Below are 18,826 nucleotides of genomic sequence, written 5' to 3'. Positions count from 1 at the left end.
CGTCGGATCCTCACCGTTCGTGGTCGTGGCCGCCGGCAGCGGCGTCTTCGGCGTCGGCTTCGTAGGAGCGGTTCGCGGGGTCGTCGCCGTACGCGGCGCCCTCCAGCTCACTCAGCACCTGTTCCTCCACGAGGTCCGCCAGGGCGGCGACGGTGCGGGAGACCAGGACGTCGCGGGGCGTGAGCGTGACGCCGAACGTGTCGTTGGCGCGGGAGGCGACGAGCAGGGCGCGCAGGGAGTCGCCGCCGAGCAGGAACCAGTCGTCCTCGGCGCCCACGGTCGTCCCCAGGGTCTCCTCCCAGAGGGCCGCGAGCGCCTCCTCGGTGGGGGTGCGGGGTGCGGCGTACTCGGACCGTGCCCGCTCCTCGGCCGGTGCCGGGGCGGGCAGGGCGGCCCGGTCGGTCTTGCCGTTCTCGGTGAGCGGGAAGCGGTCCAGCACCACGAACGCCGAGGGGACCATGGGGGCGGGCAGGGAGCGGGCGGCCAGCTCACGCAGCGCGGTGGCGGTGGGCGGTTCGGCGCCCGGGGCCGTGAGCAGGTGGGCGACCAGCCGGGGCAGGCCCGGTTCGTCCTCGCGTACGGTCACCACGGCGTCCAGTACGCCCGGATGGCGCACCAGGGTCGCCTCGACCTCGCCCGCCTCGATGCGGTGGCCGCGCAGCTTCACTTGGTGGTCGGTGCGGCCCAGGTAGTGCAGTTCGCCCGCGCTGTCGCGGCGCACGAGGTCGCCGGTGCGGTACATACGGGTGCCGGGCGGCCCGAACGGGTCGGCGCGGAACCGGTCGGCGGTCAGCCCGGGGCGGCCGAGGTAGCCGCGGGCCAGCCCCGGGCCGGACAGCCAGAGTTCACCGGTGACGCCGTCGGGGACGGGCCGCAGCCGGGCGTCGAGGACGTGGGCGCGGGTGGCGGGCAGCGGGCGGCCGATGGGCGGTGCCGCTCCGTCCGCTTCCAGCGGCGCGGACCAGGTGGCGACGACGGTGGCCTCGGTGGGGCCGTAGGAGTTGACCATGCGGTGGTGGGGGGCCCAGCGGGCGACGAGTTCGGCCCCGCACGCGTCGGCGCCGACGATCAGCGTCTTCAGGTCGGGCAGGGTGCCGGGCGTCTCGGCGGGCAGGGTGGCGAGCGCGGCCGGCGGCAGCAGGGTGTGCGTGACGCGCCCGGCCCGCAGGACGTCGGCCAGCTGGGCGCCGAGCAGCGGTCCGGGCGGGGGTACGACGAGCCGGGCGCCGTGCGGCAGGGACATGCACAGCTCCAGCACGGAGGCGTCGAAGCTGGGCGTGGCGAAGGCCAGGACCCGGTCCCCCGCTGTGACCTGGTAGTGGGCGGCCTCGGCGGCGGAGAACGCGGCGAGCCCGCGGTGGGGGACGACGACGCCCTTGGGGGTGCCGGTGGAACCGGAGGTGTAGATGACGTAGGCCGGGTCGTCCAGGTCGAGCGGGCGGGTCCGGTCGGCGTCGCCGGGCCGGTGTCCGGGCACGTCGTCCGGCGGGGCGGCGAGCAGGTCCGCGACCTCCTTGGCGTCGAGGGTGAGGGCGGGTGCCGCGTCGCGCAGCATCAGGGCGATCCGCTCCTCGGGATAGGCGGGGTCGACGGGCAGGAACGCGGCGCCCGCCTTGGCCACCGCGAGCTGTGCCAGCACCATGTCCGCCGAGCGGGGCAGCAGCAGCGCGACGAGGTCGCCGGGGCCGGCGCCCCGGGCGATGAGCCGGTGGGCGAGCCGGTTGGCCCGCGTCTCGGCCTCCGCGAACGTCAGGAGCGTGCCCGGCGCGTCGAGCGCGGGCGCGGTGGGCCACCGGTCGACGGCGGCTTCCACGAGCGCGGGCAGGGTGGCGGCGGGCACCGGGGCGAGCGCCGGGCGGGCCGGGCCGCGCAGCAGCCGGTCGCGCTGCTCGGGCGGCAGTACGTCGATGTCGTCCAGGCGGGCGGCGCCGTCCGAGGCGGCCAGGGCGCGCAGGGTGTGCAGCAGCTGTCCGGCCAGGGACTCGGCGGTCGCGGTGTCGAAGTACCGGGAGTCGTAGCCGAGTTCGACGGCCAGCCGGTCGCCGGGCGAGACGACCACGGTGAGCGGGTAGTTGGTGGCCTCCCGGGCGTCCAGGTCCCGCAGGGCGAGCCCGTGGGCGCCGGCGGTCGCGTCGCCGACCGGGTAGTTCTCGAAGACCACCAGGCTGTCGAAGAGCGCGGTCCCGGGCGGCAGTTCGCTGAAGGAGTGCAGCGCGTTCAGGGGCAGGTGGTCGTGGCGGCGGTCCTCGGCCCGTGCCTCCTGCACCGCGCGCAGCCAGCCGGCGCAGGCGGCGGCGCCGTCGACGGCCGTCCGGGCGGGCAGCGTGGTGATGAACAGGCCGGTGATGCCGTCGGCGCCCGGCAGATCGGCGGGCCGTCCGGAGACGGTCGTGCCGAAGCACACCTCCCGTTCCCCGCTCCACCGGGCCAGCAGCAGCGCCCAGGCGCCCTGCACCACGGTGTTGAGGGTGAGCCGGTGCCGGCGGGCGAACTCCTGGAGCAGCCGCGTCCGTTCGCCGTCGAGCCGCCGCGACAGCCAGGTACCGGAGCGGGCCGTGGTGCCCGGCGCGGGCCTGCGGTCGCAGGGCAGCGGGGTCGGCGTGCCGAAGCCGGCCAGGACGGCGCGCCAGTGGTCCTCCGCCGCTGCGGTGTCGCGGGCGGCCAGCCAGCCGGCGTAGTCCGCGAACGGCCTGCGCTCGGGCAGCCGGGGCGGCTCGCCCCGGGTGAGGGCGGCGTGCGCGTTCATGACGTCGGACAGGACGTGGAAGACGCTCCAGCCGTCCAGCAGGACGTGGTGGAAGGTCCACACCACGCGCACCGCGTCGGGGCCGAGCCGGACCAGGGCGAGCCGCAGCAGCGGGGCCCGGTCCAGGGCGACGCCCCGGGCCCGCTCGTCGGCGAGCAGGCGCTCCAGCTCCGCGTCCCGCCGGTCCGCCGGCACCCCGCTCCAGTCGAGTTCGGTGACCGGCAGGTGCGCGCCGCGGTGGACGACCTGGAGCGGTACGGGGACGCCGTGCAGGGCGACGGACGTGCGCAGTACGGGGGTGCGGTCGACGACGTGCCGCCAGGCCGCGGCCAGGGTGCCCGGGTCGCGGGCGCCGTCCGCCACGAAGGTGATCTGCTCGACGTACAGGCCGTGTTCGGCGTCGTCGAGGCCGTGCATCACCATCCCGGCCTGGGTGGGCGTGAGCGGATACACGTCCGTGACGTCCGCTCCGCTGCCGACGAGCCGGTCGACCGCCGCCTGGTCCAGCGGTGCGAGCGGGAAGTCGGAGGGGGTACGGCCGCCGGCCCCGCCTTCGGCGCAGTGGCGGACGATCGCGCGGAGTTCGTCGGCCAGTTCGGCCGCCAGCCGGGCGACGGTCTCCCGGCGGTGCACCTCGCGGGAGTACGACCAGGTGAACTCCAGCCTGTCGTCGGCGACCCGGCCGAGGACGTCGAGGAGGTACGGCCGCTCCGCCGAGCGGTCCATGCCGCCGGTGAGGCCGCCGTGGGGCGCGTGCAGCAGACCGCCGGGGGCGGGCGTGCCGTCCTGCCGGCCCAGGTAGTTGAAGCAGACCGGCGGCAGGGCGGGCAGCCCGGGGCCGGCCGTGGGGTGGAGGAAGCGCAGGGCGCCGTAGCCGAGTCCGCCGTGCGGTACGGCCCGCAGGTTCTCCTTGACGGTCTTCAGCGCGGTGCCGGTGCCGGCGTCCCGGGGCACGTCCAGGGCGACCGGGTACATCGCGGTGAACCAGCCGACGGTGCGCGCGAGGTCGACGTCCTCGAACAGTTCCTCGCGGCCGTGGCCCTCCAGGGTCACCGCCACCCGGTCCCGGCCGGTCCAGCGGGCCAGGACCCGGCCCAGCGCGCACAGCAGGACGTCGTTGACGCGAGTGCGGTACACGTCCGGCACGTCCTGGAGCAGCCGGCGTGTCTCCTCGGCGTCCAGTCCGGCGGTCACGCTCTCCTCGTCGGCGACGGTGTTCGCGCCGCCGGGGTGGTCGGCGGGCAGCACGGCGGAGGTGTCCAGGCCCTGCCAGTGGGCGAGTTCGGCGTCGAAGCCGCCCGCCTCGGTGTGCGCGGCGAGCCGGCGGGACCAGTCCCGGAACGAGGTGCTCTTGGCTCCGAGCGCGGGCCGCTCGCCGTCCCGCAGGGCGCGGTGGGCGAGGTCCAGGTCCTCCAGGATCAGCCGCCAGGACACGGCGTCCACGACCAGGTGGTGGGCGGCCAGCAGCAGCACCGGCCGGCCGCCGCCGTCCGGCCGGCACAGCGCGGCCCGCAGCAGCGGCCCGCCGGCCAGGTCGAACCCGGCGCCGAGCACGTCGGCCACCTCGTGCGGCGGGGTCCCCCGGTGCACCTCCAGGTGCGGGGCCTGATCCCCCGGCGCGCTGCCGTGCTGCCGCCACCGGCCATCCCCGCCCGGCTCGAAGCGCAGCCGCAGCGCGTCGTGGTGGGCCAGTACGGCGGCCAGGGCGGCCCGCAGCAGATCCTCGTCCGGGTCCGTGGCCAGCTCGTAGGCGACCGTCTGGCCGAAGTGGGCGGGGTCGCCGGTGAGGGTGTCGAGGAGCCAGTGCTGTACGGGGGTGAGCGGGGCGTCGCCGGTCACCGGGCCCTGCTCGGCGACGGCGGTCGCGGCACCGGGTCCCTCGCCGTGCGGCGACCGCTCGGCGACGGCGGCCAGTTCGGCGAGGGTCTGGTGGCTGAACAGGTGCCGGGGGGTCAGGTCCAGTCCGGCCCGGCGGGCGGCCGAGACGATCTGGATACCGAGGACGGAATCGCCGCCGAGCGTGAAGTAGTTGTCGTCGGCGCCGACTTCGGGCACGCCGAGCACCTGCGACCAGATGCCCGCGAGGACGCGCTCGGCCTCGGTACGCGGGGGCCGGCCCGCTTCACCGGTGGCCGTGGCGGCCCACCGCGGCGCGGGCAACGCCCGCCGGTCGAGCTTCCCGGTGGCCCCGAGCGGCAGCCGCTCCAACGGGACGACGAGGGCGGGCACCAGGTGGTCGGGGAGGCTGTGGGCGAGGAAGGCGCGCAGCTCGGCGGGGTCCGGCAGGGCCGCCCCGCGGGGCACCGCGTAGCCGACCAGGCGGCGGTGGCCCGCGTCCTCGACCACCCGGGCCGCTGCCGCCGCCACGGCCGGGTGGCGGGCCAGCGCCGCCTCCACCTCGCCGAGTTCGATGCGGAAGCCGCGCACCTTGACCTGGTCGTCGCCGCGGCCGAGGTAGACGAGGTCGCCGTCGGCCGTCCAGCGGACCAGGTCGCCGGTGCGGTACATACGGCCGCCGGGCGGCCCGAACGGGTCGGGCAGGAAGCGGCTCGCGGTCAGGCCCGGCCGGCGCAGATATCCGCGGGCGACGCCGGTTCCGGCCAGGAACAGTTCGCCGGGCGCCCCGACGGGCACCGGGCGCATCCGCTCGTCCAGGACGTATGCGCGGGCGCCGCCGAGCGGCCGGCCGATCGGCGGGTCGCGGTCGGGGTCGGCCGGGTCGCAGGTGAAGGCGGTGGCGTAGACGGTGGCCTCGGTGGGTCCGTAGATGTTGCGCACCTGGCTGCCGGGGACGGCGTCGCGGACCCGGCGCACGGTCCGGGCCGGCAGCCCCTCCCCCGCCAGGACGACGGTGTCCGCGGTGATGCGCACCGCGTCCTCCGCGAGCAGCCGGTCCAGGGCCGACGGCACCGCGCTGAGCAGTCCGGCCCGCCAGGGTCCGGGACGCTCGGCGAGGGCCAGCAGGTCGCGGACGACCTCCACGCAGCCCCCGGACAGCAGGGGCGAGAAGATCTCGAACACCGACACGTCGAAGTTGAGCGAGGTCGAGGCCACCACGTGCGCCAGGCCCCGGCCGGTGAACTCGGCCGCCGCCCAGTCGGTCAGGGCCAGCACGGACCCGTGGCTGACGAGCACGCCCTTGGGGCGGCCGGTCGAGCCGGACGTGTGGATGACGTAGGCGGGGTGTCCGGGCAGCAGCGGGCCGCGCCGTTCGCCGTCAGCGACCGGCGTGTCCGGCACGCCGGCGTCCGGGCCCGCGTCCAGCAGGATCCGGGTGAACCGTCCCTCGGGCAGCCGTCCGGCGGTCTCCGTGGCCGTGATCACGGCGTCGGGGCGTACGTCCTCGAAGAGGAACGCGACGCGCTCGGCCGGGTACTGGGGGTCGACCGGGAGATAGGCCGCGCCGCTCTTCAGCACGGCGAGGAGTGCCACGACCAGGTCGGCGGTGCGGGGCAGGCACAGGGCGACGAAGCGCTCGGGTCCGGCACCGGCGGCGATGAGGAGCCGCGCCAACCGGTTGGAGCGCGCGTCGAGTTCGCGATAGGTGAGGCAGGTGTCGCCGTGACGGACGGCCGGGGCGTCCGGGGTGCGCTGGGCCTGGCGCCGGAACGCCTCGGGCAGCGTGTCGCGCGGTGCCTCGGCGACCCGTCCGCCGCACCGGTCGACCAGCGCCCGCCCCGCGACCGGGTCCAGCAGCGGCAGGTCGGCCAGGCGGCGGTCGGGGTCGGTGGCCATGCCGGTCAGCAGGGTGCGCAGGCTCTCGCCGAGCCCTTCCACCGTCGCGGCGTCGAACGCGGCCGGGTCGTAGTCCAGGTGCACGGCCAGGGTGTCCCCGGGCGCGACGACCACGCTGAGCGGGTAGTTGGTCGGCTCCAGGTCCCGCTCCTGCTCCATGGTCAGGCCGTGCCGGGCCAGGGCGCCCTCGTCGAAGGGGTAGTTCTCGAAGACGACGATGGAGTCGAACAGGTTGGTGCCGCCGGGAACTTCGCTCCACGACTGCACCTGGGCCAGCGAGACGAAGTCGTGGCGCCTGGCCTCGGACTGGGCGGCCTGGAGGTCGCGCAGCCAGTCCAGCAGCGGGCGCCGCCCGTCGACGCGGGCCCGGGTGGGCAGGGTGTTGATGAACAGGCCGACCATCGTGGTGACGCCCGGCAGGTCGGCGGGCCGCCCGGAGACGGTCGTACCGAACACCACGTCCTCGCCGCCGCCGTAGCGGGACAGCAGCAGCGCCCAGGCGCCCTGGAGGACCGTGTTGAGGGTCAGCCCGGCCCGCTGGGCGGTGTCCCGCAGGCGCGCCGACACGTCCGGGGCGAGGGTCGTCCGCACCGACCCGGAGGAGGAGGCGCGGTGTGCCTCGGCGGGCCGCCGGTCGCGGGGCAGTTCGGTGGGGGCCTGGAATCCGGCGAGGGCCTCGCGCCAGTACCGTTCGGCCCGGTCGGTGTCCCGTCCGGCCAGCCGGCGCAGGTGGTCGGCGAAGGGCCGGCGCTCGGGCACCCGCGGGCGGCGTCCGGAGGTGAGGGCCGCGTACCGCTCGCACACCTCGTCGAAGACCTGGGCCGCGCTCCAGCCGTCGAGCAGGACGTGGTGGAACGTCCACAGCAGGCGGACCCGGTCCGGTGCCAGCCGGATCAGCGTCAGCCGCATCAGGGGGGCGGTGCCCAGGTCGATGCCGGCCCGCCGGTCCTCGGCGAGCAGCCGGTCCAGCTCGCGCGCCTCGCGGTCGGCGGACCGTCCGGACCAGTCGAGGTGGGTGACGGGCACGGTGGCCCGGTGCCGGACGACCTGGAGCGGTTCCGGGGTCTCCTGCCACACCAGGCGGGTGCGCAGCACCGGGTTGGCGTCGGCGGTGTGCTGCCACGCCTCGGCGAGCGCGTACGGGTCGGTGACGCCGGACAGCACCAGCTGCACCTGGTTGACGTAGGTGCGGCCGGCGGGGTCCAGCAGGCTGTGGAAGAGCATGCCCGCCTGCATCGGCGTCAGCGGGTAGATGTCGGCGACGTCCCGGCCGTCCCCGGCGATCCGGTCCACGGCGGCCTGGTCGAGGCGGGCCAGCGGGAAGTCCGACGGGGTACGGCCGCCCGCGTCCGGGCGGGCGCAGTGGGCGACGATGCCGGTGAGGGCCCGCAGCATGCCCTCGGCGAGCGCGGTGACGGTCTCCTCGCGGTGCCGTCCGGCGCTGTAGTACCAGGTGATCTCCAGCCTGTCTTCCTCCACCCGGGCCACGACGTCCAGCAGGTGCGGGCGCTCGGTGCCGGGCGCCTCCGCGCCGCCGAGGCCGCCGGGCACGGCCCCGATCAGGGTGCCGCCCTCGGCGGACCAGTCGAAGCGGCCCAGGTAGTTGAAGCTGACGCCGGGCGCGGGCGCGCCGGTGAGCGATGCGTCGCGGGCCAGGTGGCGCAGGACGCCGTAGCCGAGTCCCCGGTCGGGTACGGCCCGCAGCTGCTCCTTCACCGACTTCAGGGCGGTGCCCCAGTCCCCGGCGGGGACGGTGAGGGCGACCGGGTGGAGCGAGGTGAACCAGCCGACCGTGCGGGACAGGTCGACGTCCTCGAAGAGCTGGTCCTCGCGGCCGTGCCCCTCCAGGCCGACGGCGACGGTGTCGCGTCCGGTCCAGTCGGCGAGGACCCGGCCCAGCGCGGTGAGCAGGACGTCGTCGACGCGGGTGCGGTAGACGCCGGGGACGCGGCGCAGGAGGCCGTCGGTGCTGTCGCGGTCCAGCCGTACGGTCACCTCCCGGGTGTCGGCCGTGGTGGTGCCCCCGTCGCCGTCCACGGGCAGGGGGTCGGCGCAGGTCCGGGCGGCCTTCGCCCAGTGGGCGCGGCCGGCGGCGAACATGTCGGCGTGGTCGCGCAGCCGGCGGGCCCACTCCCGCACGGAGGTGGTGCGGGCGGGCAGCCGTACGGGCTGTCCGGACACGGCCTGCCGGTAGGCGGTCTCCAGGTCCTCCAGCAGGATCCGCCAGGAGACTCCGTCGACCACCAGGTGGTGGGCGATCAGCAGCAGCCGGGCGGGCCGGGGGCCGTCGGCGGTGAAGAGGCGGGCGGTGAACAACGGGCCGGTGTCCAGGCGGAGTCCGGCGTGGGCCGCGGCCGTGACGAACTCCTCGGCGCGGGCGTCGTGGACCTGGAGCAGGTCGGGGACCGGGCCGTCGGCGGCGACGTCCTGGCGCCAGGCGTCACCGTCGCGGGCGGGCCCGGTGCCGCCGTCGGGGACGAACCGGGCGCGCAGGGCGTCGTGGTGGGTCCACAGGGCGGTCAGGGCGCGGCGCAGGGCGTCCTCGTCCACCGGGCCGGCCGTCTCGATGACGACGGACTGGTTGAAGAAGCCGGGGTGGGCGGGGCGCGGGTCCAGGAACCAGTGCTGGATCGGGGTGAGGTCCACCGGTCCGGCGACCGGTCCGGTGCCGGCGACGGCGGGCCCGGCACCGCAGCCCGCGGCGGCCAGTTCGGCCACCGTGGGGTGCCGGAAGAGATCGCGCGGGGTGAGCGTGAGCCCCGCGGCGCGGGCCCGGGAGACCACCTGGATGCTGAGGATGGAGTCGCCGCCCAGCATGAAGAAGTTGTCGTCGACGCCGACCTGTTCCAGGCCGAGCAGCTCGGCCCAGATCGCGGCGAGGACGCGCTCGGTCTCGGTGCGCGGGGCGCGGTGGGCCCGCTCGCCGCCCGCCGACCAGTCGGGGGCGGGCAGCCGCCGCCGGTCCACCTTGCCGTTCGCCGTCAGCGGCAGCTCCGCGACGGTGACGAACGCGGCGGGCAGCATGTAGTCGGGCAGCCCGCCCGCGAGGTGGGCGCGCAGCTCGGCGGCGGACGGCACCTCGGCGCCCTCGGCCGGCACGAGGTGGGCGGCCAGCCGCTTGCGCCCGGCGTCCTCGTACAGGGAGACGACGGCCTCGGCGACGCCGGGGTGGGTGGTGAGCCGGGCCTCGATCTCGGCGGGTTCGACACGGAAGCCGCGGATCTTGATCTGGTCGTCCGCGCGGCCGACGAAGTGCAGCTCGCCGTCGGTGCTCCAGCGCACGATGTCGCCGGTGCGGTACATCCGCGTGCCGGGCGGGCCGAAGGGGTCGGCGACATAGCGGGCGGCGGTCGCCCCGGGCCGGCCCGCGTAGCCCCGCGCCAGGCCGGCGCCCGCGACGTACAACTCACCGGGTACGCCCGGTGGTTGGGGCTGGAGAGCGGCGTCCAGGACGTACACGCGGGTGTTGTCCAGCGGGCGTCCGATGGGCAGGACGGCGGGCAGCGGGTCGCCGGAGCGGAAGACGCGGCGGGTGGCGAAGGTGGTGGTCTCGGTGGGGCCGTAGCCGTCCACGACGGTCAGTCCGGGGCAGGCGTCCAGCACCCGGCGCACGACCGCGCCCGGCACGGCCTCGCCGCCCGTCCAGACCTCACGGGCGCCGCGCAGGCAGCCGGGGTCCTCCTGGGCCAGCAGCCGGAACAGCCCCGCCGTCAGCCACAGGCAGGTGACGCCCTGCTCCGTGACGGCTCGGCGGACCAGGGCGGTGTCCAGGTCTGCGGGCGGGGCGAGCACGGCCGTACCACCGCGCAGCAGCGGCACCCACACCTCGTAGGTCGCGGCGTCGAAGGCGTGCGGGGAGTGCACGAGGACCCGGTCGTGCCCGGCGAACGCCCGGTCCAGGGCGAGCGCGACGACGTCCCGCTGACGCACCGCGACGCCCTTGGGGGTACCGGTGGAGCCCGAAGTGAACATCAGGTACTGGACGTTGTCGGGGTGGACGGCGGGGGCGGGGGTCGCGGGGCCGTCGGGGCCGGATCGGCCAGGGGCCGTGAAACCGTCCGTGCCGGAACGGGCCGGACCCGCGGGAGCGTCCCCGCCGGCGGCGTCGTCCACGCGCACGACGCCGTCGCCGGGCAGCACCTCCCGGGCCGTCTGCTCCCACCCGGCGTCGGTGAGCAGCAGGCCGGCCCCGGCCTCGGTGAGCGTCCGGCGCAGCCGCCCGACGGGTGCCCGGCCGTCCAGCGGCACGTGGACCCCGCCGGTGCGGACGAGCGCCAGCTGCGCGACGATCAGCTCCACGCAACGGTCCATGAGCACCCCGACCGGGCGTTCCGGCCGTACCCCGAGCCCGGCCAGCCGCGCCGCCAACCGCTCCGCCCACACGTCGAGTTCGCGGTACGTCACGCGCTCGGCACCGGCCTCCAGGGCGACCGCGTCGGGCGTACGGCGCACCTGCGCGGCGAAGAGGTCCGCGACGGTGGTGTCGGGCAGCTCGGTGGCGGTGTCGTTCCAGGCGCGCAGCACCTGTTCGCGGCGCTCGGGGGTGAGCAGCGGCAGCCGGGCGGGCGGGCGCGCGGCGTGGGCGGGCATCCCGGCGAGCAGGACGGTCAGGTACTCGGCCATCCGCTCGGCGGTTCCCGCGTCGAACAGCTCGGGGTCGTAGCCGAGGCGCAGGGTCAGCCCGGCGCCCGGGTAGGCGGTGAGGCTCAGCGGGTAGTTGGTGGTCTCGATGCCCTCCAGACCGCTCAGGCGCAGTCCGTGGGCGGCGGCGAGGCCGTCGTCCACCGGGTAGTTCTCGAAGACGACGATGCTGTCGAACAGGCCGACCCGCTCGGGGAGTCCGGTGAACGCCCGCATCCGGGTGAGCGGCAGGTGGTCGAAGCGCCGGTCCTCGCTCTGGTCGTGCTGGAGCGCGCGCAGCCAGTCGAGCAGGGTGCCGTGGTCCGGGACGGTGACGCGGGTGGGCAGGGTGGCGATGAACAGGCCGGTCATGGCCTCGGCGCCGGGCAGCTCGGGCGGCCGTCCGGACACGGTGGTGCCGAACACCACCTCGTCCCGGCCCGCCTGCCGGGCCAGCAGCAGCGCCCAGGCGCCCTGCACCAGGGTGTTCAGGGTCAGGCCGGAGGTCCGGGCCAGTTCCTCCAGCGCCCGGCCGGCGGCCGGGGGCAGCGTCGCCCGGACGGCGTGCGTGGACTCGGCGCGGTGGGCCTCGCGCGGCTCACGGTCGTACGGCAGCGGGGTCGGCTCGGTCAGCCCGGACAGGCGGCGCCGCCAGTGCTGTTCGGCGGCGTCCGGGTCGCGCCGGCGCAGCCAGCCGACGTAGTCGCGGTGGGGCGGGCGGTCCGGGAGGCTGCCGGGGTCGCCGCCGGCGTGGTGGGCGAAGACGTCCGAGAGCACCTGGAACAGGCTCCAGCCGTCCAGGAGCAGATGGTGGAAGGACCACACCACGCGCACCTCGGTGCCGGAGAGGCGGGCGAGGAGCAGCCGCTGGAGCGGGGCGCGGCCGAGGTCGATGCCGTCCGCGCGGTCGCGGGCCAGTACGTCGTCCAGCCGGGCGCGGCGCTCGCCGTCGGTCAGGTCGCGCCAGTCCAGGTGGGTGACCGGTACGGCCGCGTGGCGCCGCACCACCAGCAACGGCTCGGGCACGTCCTGCCAGACGACCCCGGCGCGCAGCACCTCGGTGCGGTCGGTGACGTGCTGCCAGGCGGCGGCGAGGGCCCGCGGGTCGGGCACGCCGTCCAGGACGAAGGTCAGCTGCTGGAAATAGACGCCGCGGTCGTCCTGGGACAGGCCGTGGAAGAGCATGCCCGCCTGGGTGGGCGTGAGCGGGTACACGTCCGTGACCGCGGCCGGGTCCGGGCCGGTGATCCGGTCCACCGTGGCCTGGTCGAGCCGGGCCAGCGGGAAGTCGGACGGGGTGCGCCCGGCGGCTCCCGGCCGGGCGGCGTGCCGGGCCAGGTCGGCGAGCGCGTCGGCGAAGCGGCCCGCCAGGTCGGCGACCGTGTCCTCGCGGTGCAGCCGGTCGGAGTAGAACCAGGTGAACTCCAAGCTGTCGCCGTCGAGTCGACCGACGACCTCCAGGGCGTGGGGGCGCTCGGCCGCCGGGTCGGCGTCCAGCTCCAGCGGCCGGACGGTGCCCTGGTAGAGGCCGTCGGGGTTCTCCGGCAGTCCCATCCGGCCCAGGTAGTTGAAGCTGACCTGCGCCTCGGGGGTGTCCGGCGTCGCTCCGGGGTCCGCCAGGTGGCGCAGCGCGTCATGGCCCAGGCCGTGCCGGGGTACGGCGCGAAGCTGCTCCTTGACCCGCTTGAGCACGGTGTCCCAGCCGGCGTCCTCGGGGACGGCTAGCGCGACGGGGTACCGGGTGGTGAACCAGCCGACCGTGCGGCTGATGTCCAGCTCGGGGAAGAGCTCCTCGCGGCCGTGCCCCTCGACGTCGACCACCACCCGGTCCCGGCCGCTCCAGGCGCACAGCGCCCGGCCGAGGGCGCTGAGCAGGACGTCGTTGGCCTGGGTGCGGTAGGTGTCGGGCAGGGTGCGCAGCAGGGCGGAGGTGTCCTGCGGGCTCAGGCGCACGGTGACGGCGCGCTGTGCGGCGTAGGTGTGCGCGCGCTGTGCGGCGTCCCCGTCGGGGTCTGTCGCCGGCACCACGGGGTCGGTGGCCGGAACGGCCCGGGTCCAGTACTCCCGTTCGTCGTCGAAGCCGCCGTCCGCCGCGTGTACGGCGAGCCGGCGGGCCCACTCCCGCAGGGCCGAGGACTTCGCGGGCAGCGCCGCCGCGCCGTCGAGGCCGGACCGGCGGGCCCGGTAGGCGCGGTCCAGGTCCTCCAGCAGCAGCCGCCAGGACACCCCGTCGACCACCAGGTGGTGGACGGCGAGGTGCAGGACGCGGGGGCGGCCGGTTCCGTCGGCGTGCAGTACGGCCCGCAGCAGCGGGCCCCGGGCGAGGTCGAAGGGGCCGAAGTGGGGGGTGTCCGTGTCGGGGCCGGTGTGGTGGGCCAGGCGGAGGCGGGGCGCCCGCTCGTCGATGTGCCAGCGGACGCCCGGGGCGCTGTCGTCGGTGACGAAGCGGGAGCGCAGGGCGTCGTGGTGGGCGACCAGGTCGTTCAGCGCCTCTTCCAGCGCGGCCGGGTCCAGGTCGTCCGGCACGCGGACGGAGAGTGCCTGGGCGTAGTGGCCGGCGCGCTCGGCGGCGGCGTTGAACAGCCAGTGCTGGATGGGTGTCAGGGGGGCCGGGCCGGCGGCCGCCTCCGGGGCGGGGGCGGCCTCGCGGGGGCCCCGGGCGGCGTCGGCGCAGCGGGCGAGGGCGGCGACCGTCTGGTGCCGGTAGACGTCCCGGGAGGTCAGCGACAACCCCTCCTGCCGGGCGCGGGCCACCACCTGGATGCTGAGGATCGAGTCGCCGCCGAGTTCGAAGAAGTTGTCGTCGACGCCGACGCGTTCCACGCGCAGCACGCCGGCCCAGATCGCGGCGAGCGCGCGCTCGGTGGGCGTGCGGGGGGCGACGTGCCGCACCGCGCGCACGGCGGGGCCCGGGTCGGGTAGCCGGGCACGGTCGAGTTTGCCGTTCGGGTTGAGCGGCAGGGCGTCGAGCACGACGACGGCCGACGGCACCATGGAGGCGGGCAGGGTACGGCCGAGTTCCCGGCGTACGGCCTCGGGTTCGACCCGCTGTCCGGCGGCCGGGACGACGTATCCGGCCAGCCGCCGGTGGCCGTCGGCGTCGGTGGTGACGGTGGCCGCCGCCTCGGCGACGCCCGCGCAGCGGCGCAGCGCCTCCTCCACCTCGCCCAGTTCGATCCGGAAGCCGCGCACCTTGACCTGCTGGTCGATCCGGCCGACGTACTCCAGGGCGCCGTCGGCACGGCGGCGCACCAGGTCGCCGGTGCGGTACATGCGCTCCCCCGGCGCGCCGAAGGGGTCGGCGACGAACCGGGCGGCGGTCAGTCCGGGCCGGTGCAGGTAGCCGCGGGCCAGGCCGCCGCCTCCGAGGTACAGCTCGCCGGTGACACCGACCGGTTGGGGCCGCAGGGAGCCGTCGAGGACGTAGGCCCGGGTGAGCGCCACGGGTCCGCCGATGGGCGGGGCCTGCTCGGGCAGCCGCTCGCCGGCGAACCAGGCGGTGGCGTACACGGTGGCCTCGGTGGGCCCGTAGACGTTGGCGACACGGCACCCGGGAAGGGCGGCGCGCAGGTCTCGCAGCGTCTGCTCGGGCAGGGCCTCACCGGCCAGGACGACGGTGCCGGCGGTGACGGGTGCCGTGCCGCCCGCGATCAGGCGGGAGACGACGGACGGCACTCCGCTGAGCAGCCCGGCGCGCCGGGGGCCGGTGCCGTCGGCCAGGGCCGGCAGGTCGGGGACCACCTCGACGGTGCCGCCGGCCGTCAGCGGGCACAGCAGTTCGAAGACGGAGACGTCGAAGTTGAGGGAGGTGGAGGCGATCACATGGTCCAGGCCGGCGGCACCGAACCGCTCCTTCGTCCAGGCGGCCAGCGCGGCGACCGTGCGGTGGGTGACCACGACCCCCTTGGGGCGCCCGGTGGAACCGGAGGTGTAGATGACGTACGCGGGATGGTCCGGCAGCAGTGGCCGGGGCCGGTCGGCGTCGGTGACGTCCGTGTCCGGCACGGCCGGGTCGGCGCAGTCCTCCAGGAGCAGGGGAGCGCGGTCGGCGGGCAGGGCGGCGGCGGTCTCGCGGGTGGCGAGGACGAGGGCGGGCCGGGCGTCGTCGAGCATGAGGCGGACGCGCTCGGCCGGATACCCGGGGTCGACGGGGAGGTAGCCCGCGCCCGAGGCGAGCACCGCCCACAGCACGGGCACGAGGTCGGCGGTGCGCGGCAGGCACAGCGCGACCAGGGTCTCCGGGCCCGCGCCGCGCGCGAGGAGCTGCCGGGCCAGCCGGTTGGCGCGCCGGGCGACCTCGGCGTAGTCCAGCCGGTCCGGGCCGCAGATCACGGCGGTACGGCCGGGGGTCCGGGCCGCCTGGGCGCGGAACAGGTCGGGCAGCGTGCCGTGGCGGGTGTCCCGGGAGCGGCGGGCGGGCGGGTTCCAGCTGTCGACCAGGGTGCGCTGTTCCCCGGCCGAGAGCATGGGCAGCTCGGCGAGCGTGCGGCCCGGTCCGTCCGCCATGCCTTCCAGCAGGCGGTGCAGATGGGTGGTCAGCCGGGCCACGGTGGCGGCGTCGAACAGGTCCGTGTTGAACTCGGCGGTCAGTACGCAGCCGCCGTCCTGGTCCGGTGAGAACTCCAGGACCAGGTCGAAGCGGGCGGCGGGGCGGGGCAGCGGGTGCTCGGTGAGCCGCAGCCCGCCGGACCGGGGCGGCACCGACAGGGCGCTCTGCTGCACGACGAGGGCCTGCACCAGCGGGGTGCGGCTCGGGTCGCGGGGCGGGGCCAGCTCCTCGACCACCCGGTCGAACGGCACCCCGTCGTGGGCGAAGGCGTCCAGTACGGTCGTCCGCACGCTCTCCACGAACCGGTCCACGGTGGCCCGTTCGTCGACCTCGCCCCGCAGCACCACCGTGTTGGCGAAGAAGCCCGGCACGTCCTCCAGGTCGCGTCGGCCGCGCCCGGTGGTGACGGTCCCGAACGCGACGTCCCGCTGCCCCGAGTAGCGGGAGAACAGCAGCGCGCAGGCCCCCGCGAAGAGTGTGAACAGCGTGGTGCCGCGTCCTGCGGCGAGCTGCCGCAGCCGGGTCACCAACTCCTCGGGGAGCGGGTGCCGGTGGGCCGCACCGGCGGTGGTGCGCACGGCGGGACGCGGCCGGTCCGTGGGCAGCTCCAGCTGCTGCGTGCCCGCCAGGTGCCGTCTCCAGTAGGCCAGATCCGCCGCGTCGGCCTCGGTGGCCCGCTGCCGCCGCTCCCACACGGCGAAGTCCGGGTACTGCACGGCGGGTCGGGCGAGACCGTCGGGTTCGCCGGTGGTCTCCGCGTGGTAGAGGGCGGCGAGTTCGCGGGTGAGGATGCCCACCGACCAGCCGTCGGTGACGATGTGGTGCTGGGCCAGGAGCAGCAGGTGGTCCTCGGCGCCGAGCCGGACGAGCAGCGCCCGGGTGAGCGGGCCGGCCGCCAGGTCGAAGGGGCGGCCCAGTTCCTCGGTGAGCAGCGCCTGGGCCGCGTCCGGGCGGCGCGCGTCGGGTACGCCGGTGAGGTCGGCCGTGCGCAGGGGCAGGTCCGGCTCCGGCGCGACCCGCTGGGCGCCCTGCCCGTCGGCCGTGGTGAACGTGGTGCGCAGGGAGGCGTGGCGGGCGGCGAGGCGGTGCAGGGAGCGGCGCAGCGCGGCCGGGTCCAGGGGGCCGCGCAGCCGCAGGGACACTCCGGTGTTGTACTCGGTGCCGCCCTCGGTGAGGTCGTCGAGGTACCAGAGCCGCCGCTGCGCGCTGGACAGCGGCAGGGCGCCGTCGCGGGGCGCCGGCGGTATCGGCTCCGGCGGTGCGGCGGCCGACGGATCGCCCAGCAGGGGGGCCAGGGCGGCGACCGTCCGCGCGGTGAACACGTCCCGGACGGTCAGCCGGACACCCAGCTCGGCCCGGATCCGGGCCAGCACACGGGCGGCGAGGATCGATTCACCGCCCAGGTCGAAGAAGTCGTCCGTCACACCCACCGCGTCGACGCCCAGCACCTCGGCCCAGATCCGGGCGAGGGCCCGCTCGCCCGCCGAACGCGGCGCGACCTGCCCCTGCGGGACGGTCCGCTCCGGCGCGGGCAGGGCCCGCCGGTCGATCTTGTGCTGCGGGGTGAGCGGCATCCGGTCGAGCACCACGACGGCGGACGGCACCATGTGGGCGGGCAGTACGGCAGCTACGGCCGAGCGGAGGGCCACCGGGTCGAGGGGGCGCGGGGGGTCGGAGGGGCTGGGGGTGGGGGTGGTGGGGTCGCCGGAACCTCCTCCGGCCGGGGTGACGTAGCCGACGAGGCGTTGGCGGCCCGGCTCGTCCTCCCGGACCACGACCACCGCCTCGCCGACGCTCCCGGCGCCGGCGCGGCGCAACGCCGCCTCGATCTCGCCCGGTTCGACGCGGAAGCCGCGGATCTTCACCTGCCGGTCCAGCCGGCCCAGGAACTCCAGTTCCCCGTCGGCGGTCCAGCGCGCCCGGTCCCCGGTGCGGTACAGACGGGCGCCGGGCGGGCCGAAGGGGTCGGCGACGAACCGGGCGGCGGTCAGTCCGGGCCGGCCCAGGTAGCCGCGGGCCACCGCGTCGCCGCCGATGAACAACTCGCCGTCCGCGCCGGCCGGTACGGGCCGCCGCGCGGCGTCGAGGACGTACACCCGCGTGTGCGGCAGGGCGCCGCCGATCGTCGGCGTGCCCTGACCGGCGGTGAGCGGTCCGGTCCAGGTGGCGACGATGGTGGCCTCGGTCGGACCATACGAGTTGATCATGCGGCGGCCGGGTGCCCAGAGGTCGACCAGGGAGGCGGGGCATGCCTCGGCACCGACGATCAGCGTGCGCAGCCGGCGGGCGGTGCCCTGCGCGGGGTCCGGCAGGGTGGCCAGCGCGGCCGGCGGGATGAGGGCATGGGTGACGCGGTGCTCGTCGAGGACCGCGGCGAGTTCGTCGCCGAGCCAGGGACCATGCGGCGGTACGACGAGGGTGGCGCCGGACAGGACGGAGGCGCACAGCTCCAGCACGGAGGCGTCGAAGCTCGGCGAGGAGAACTGGAGCACGCGGTCGCCGGGGCCCACCGCGTACCGTTCGGCGGCGGCTGCGGTGAAGCCGCCGATGCCGCGGTGGGTGACGGTCACGCCCTTGGGGGTACCGGTGGAACCGGAGGTGTAGATGACGTAGGCGGCGTGCTCGGCGTCGACGGGGGCGTCCGCGTCGGCCGCGTGTCCTGGACTGTCGTCGGTCTCCAGCAACGCGCGGACCCGGCGCGGATCGTCGAGGGTGACGGCGGGCGCGGCGTCGGCGAGCATCAGCGCACGGCGCTCGGCGGGATAGGCCGGGTCCACGGGCAGGAAGGCGGCACCTGCCCGGGTGACGGCCAGTTCCGCCGCGATCAGCTCCATGGAGCGCGGCAGGACCAGGGCGACGATCTGGTCGGGCCCGGCTCCTCGCCGGGTCAGGTGTACGGCCAACCGGTCGGCGCGGGCCGCGAGTTCGCGGTAGCTCCAGGTCCGCCGGCCGTCGGTGAGCGCCGGCGCGTCCGGGGTGCGGGCCACCCACGCGGTGAACAGCTCGCCGAGCGTCGGATGCGCCGGTACCGCCGCGCTCTGCGACGCGCCGGCGGCGGGGCCGGCCTGTGGCGGCAGGGAGGACGCCGGTGCGGGCTTGTCGTGCAGGTCCGTCATGGGTGAAGTCCTTTGGAGAGCGGGACGATGCGGCGCGGACGGTCCCGGGCCCACCGAGGG

1 protein-coding gene is annotated in these 18,826 nt (G+C 76.4%); it reads right to left on the bottom strand.

Annotation, left to right across the window (positions count from 1 at the left end; all coding sequences use genetic code 11):
- Nucleotides 1-10 precede the first annotated feature (10 nt).
- Nucleotides 11-18,766 carry a non-ribosomal peptide synthetase gene (locus IE294_RS18475; RefSeq protein WP_189887403.1) on the bottom strand — a complete coding sequence of 6,252 codons (18,756 nt, stop codon included), beginning with the start codon at nt 18,764-18,766 and terminating at the stop codon, nt 11-13.
- Nucleotides 18,767-18,826 lie beyond the last annotated feature (60 nt).

It is taken from the genome of Streptomyces canarius (assembly GCF_014650735.1).
Lineage (GTDB): Bacteria > Actinomycetota > Actinomycetes > Streptomycetales > Streptomycetaceae > Streptomyces > Streptomyces olivaceoviridis.
The sequence above is the reverse complement of the archived record's forward strand: the minus strand, read 5'-3'. Positions and strand labels throughout refer to the sequence as shown.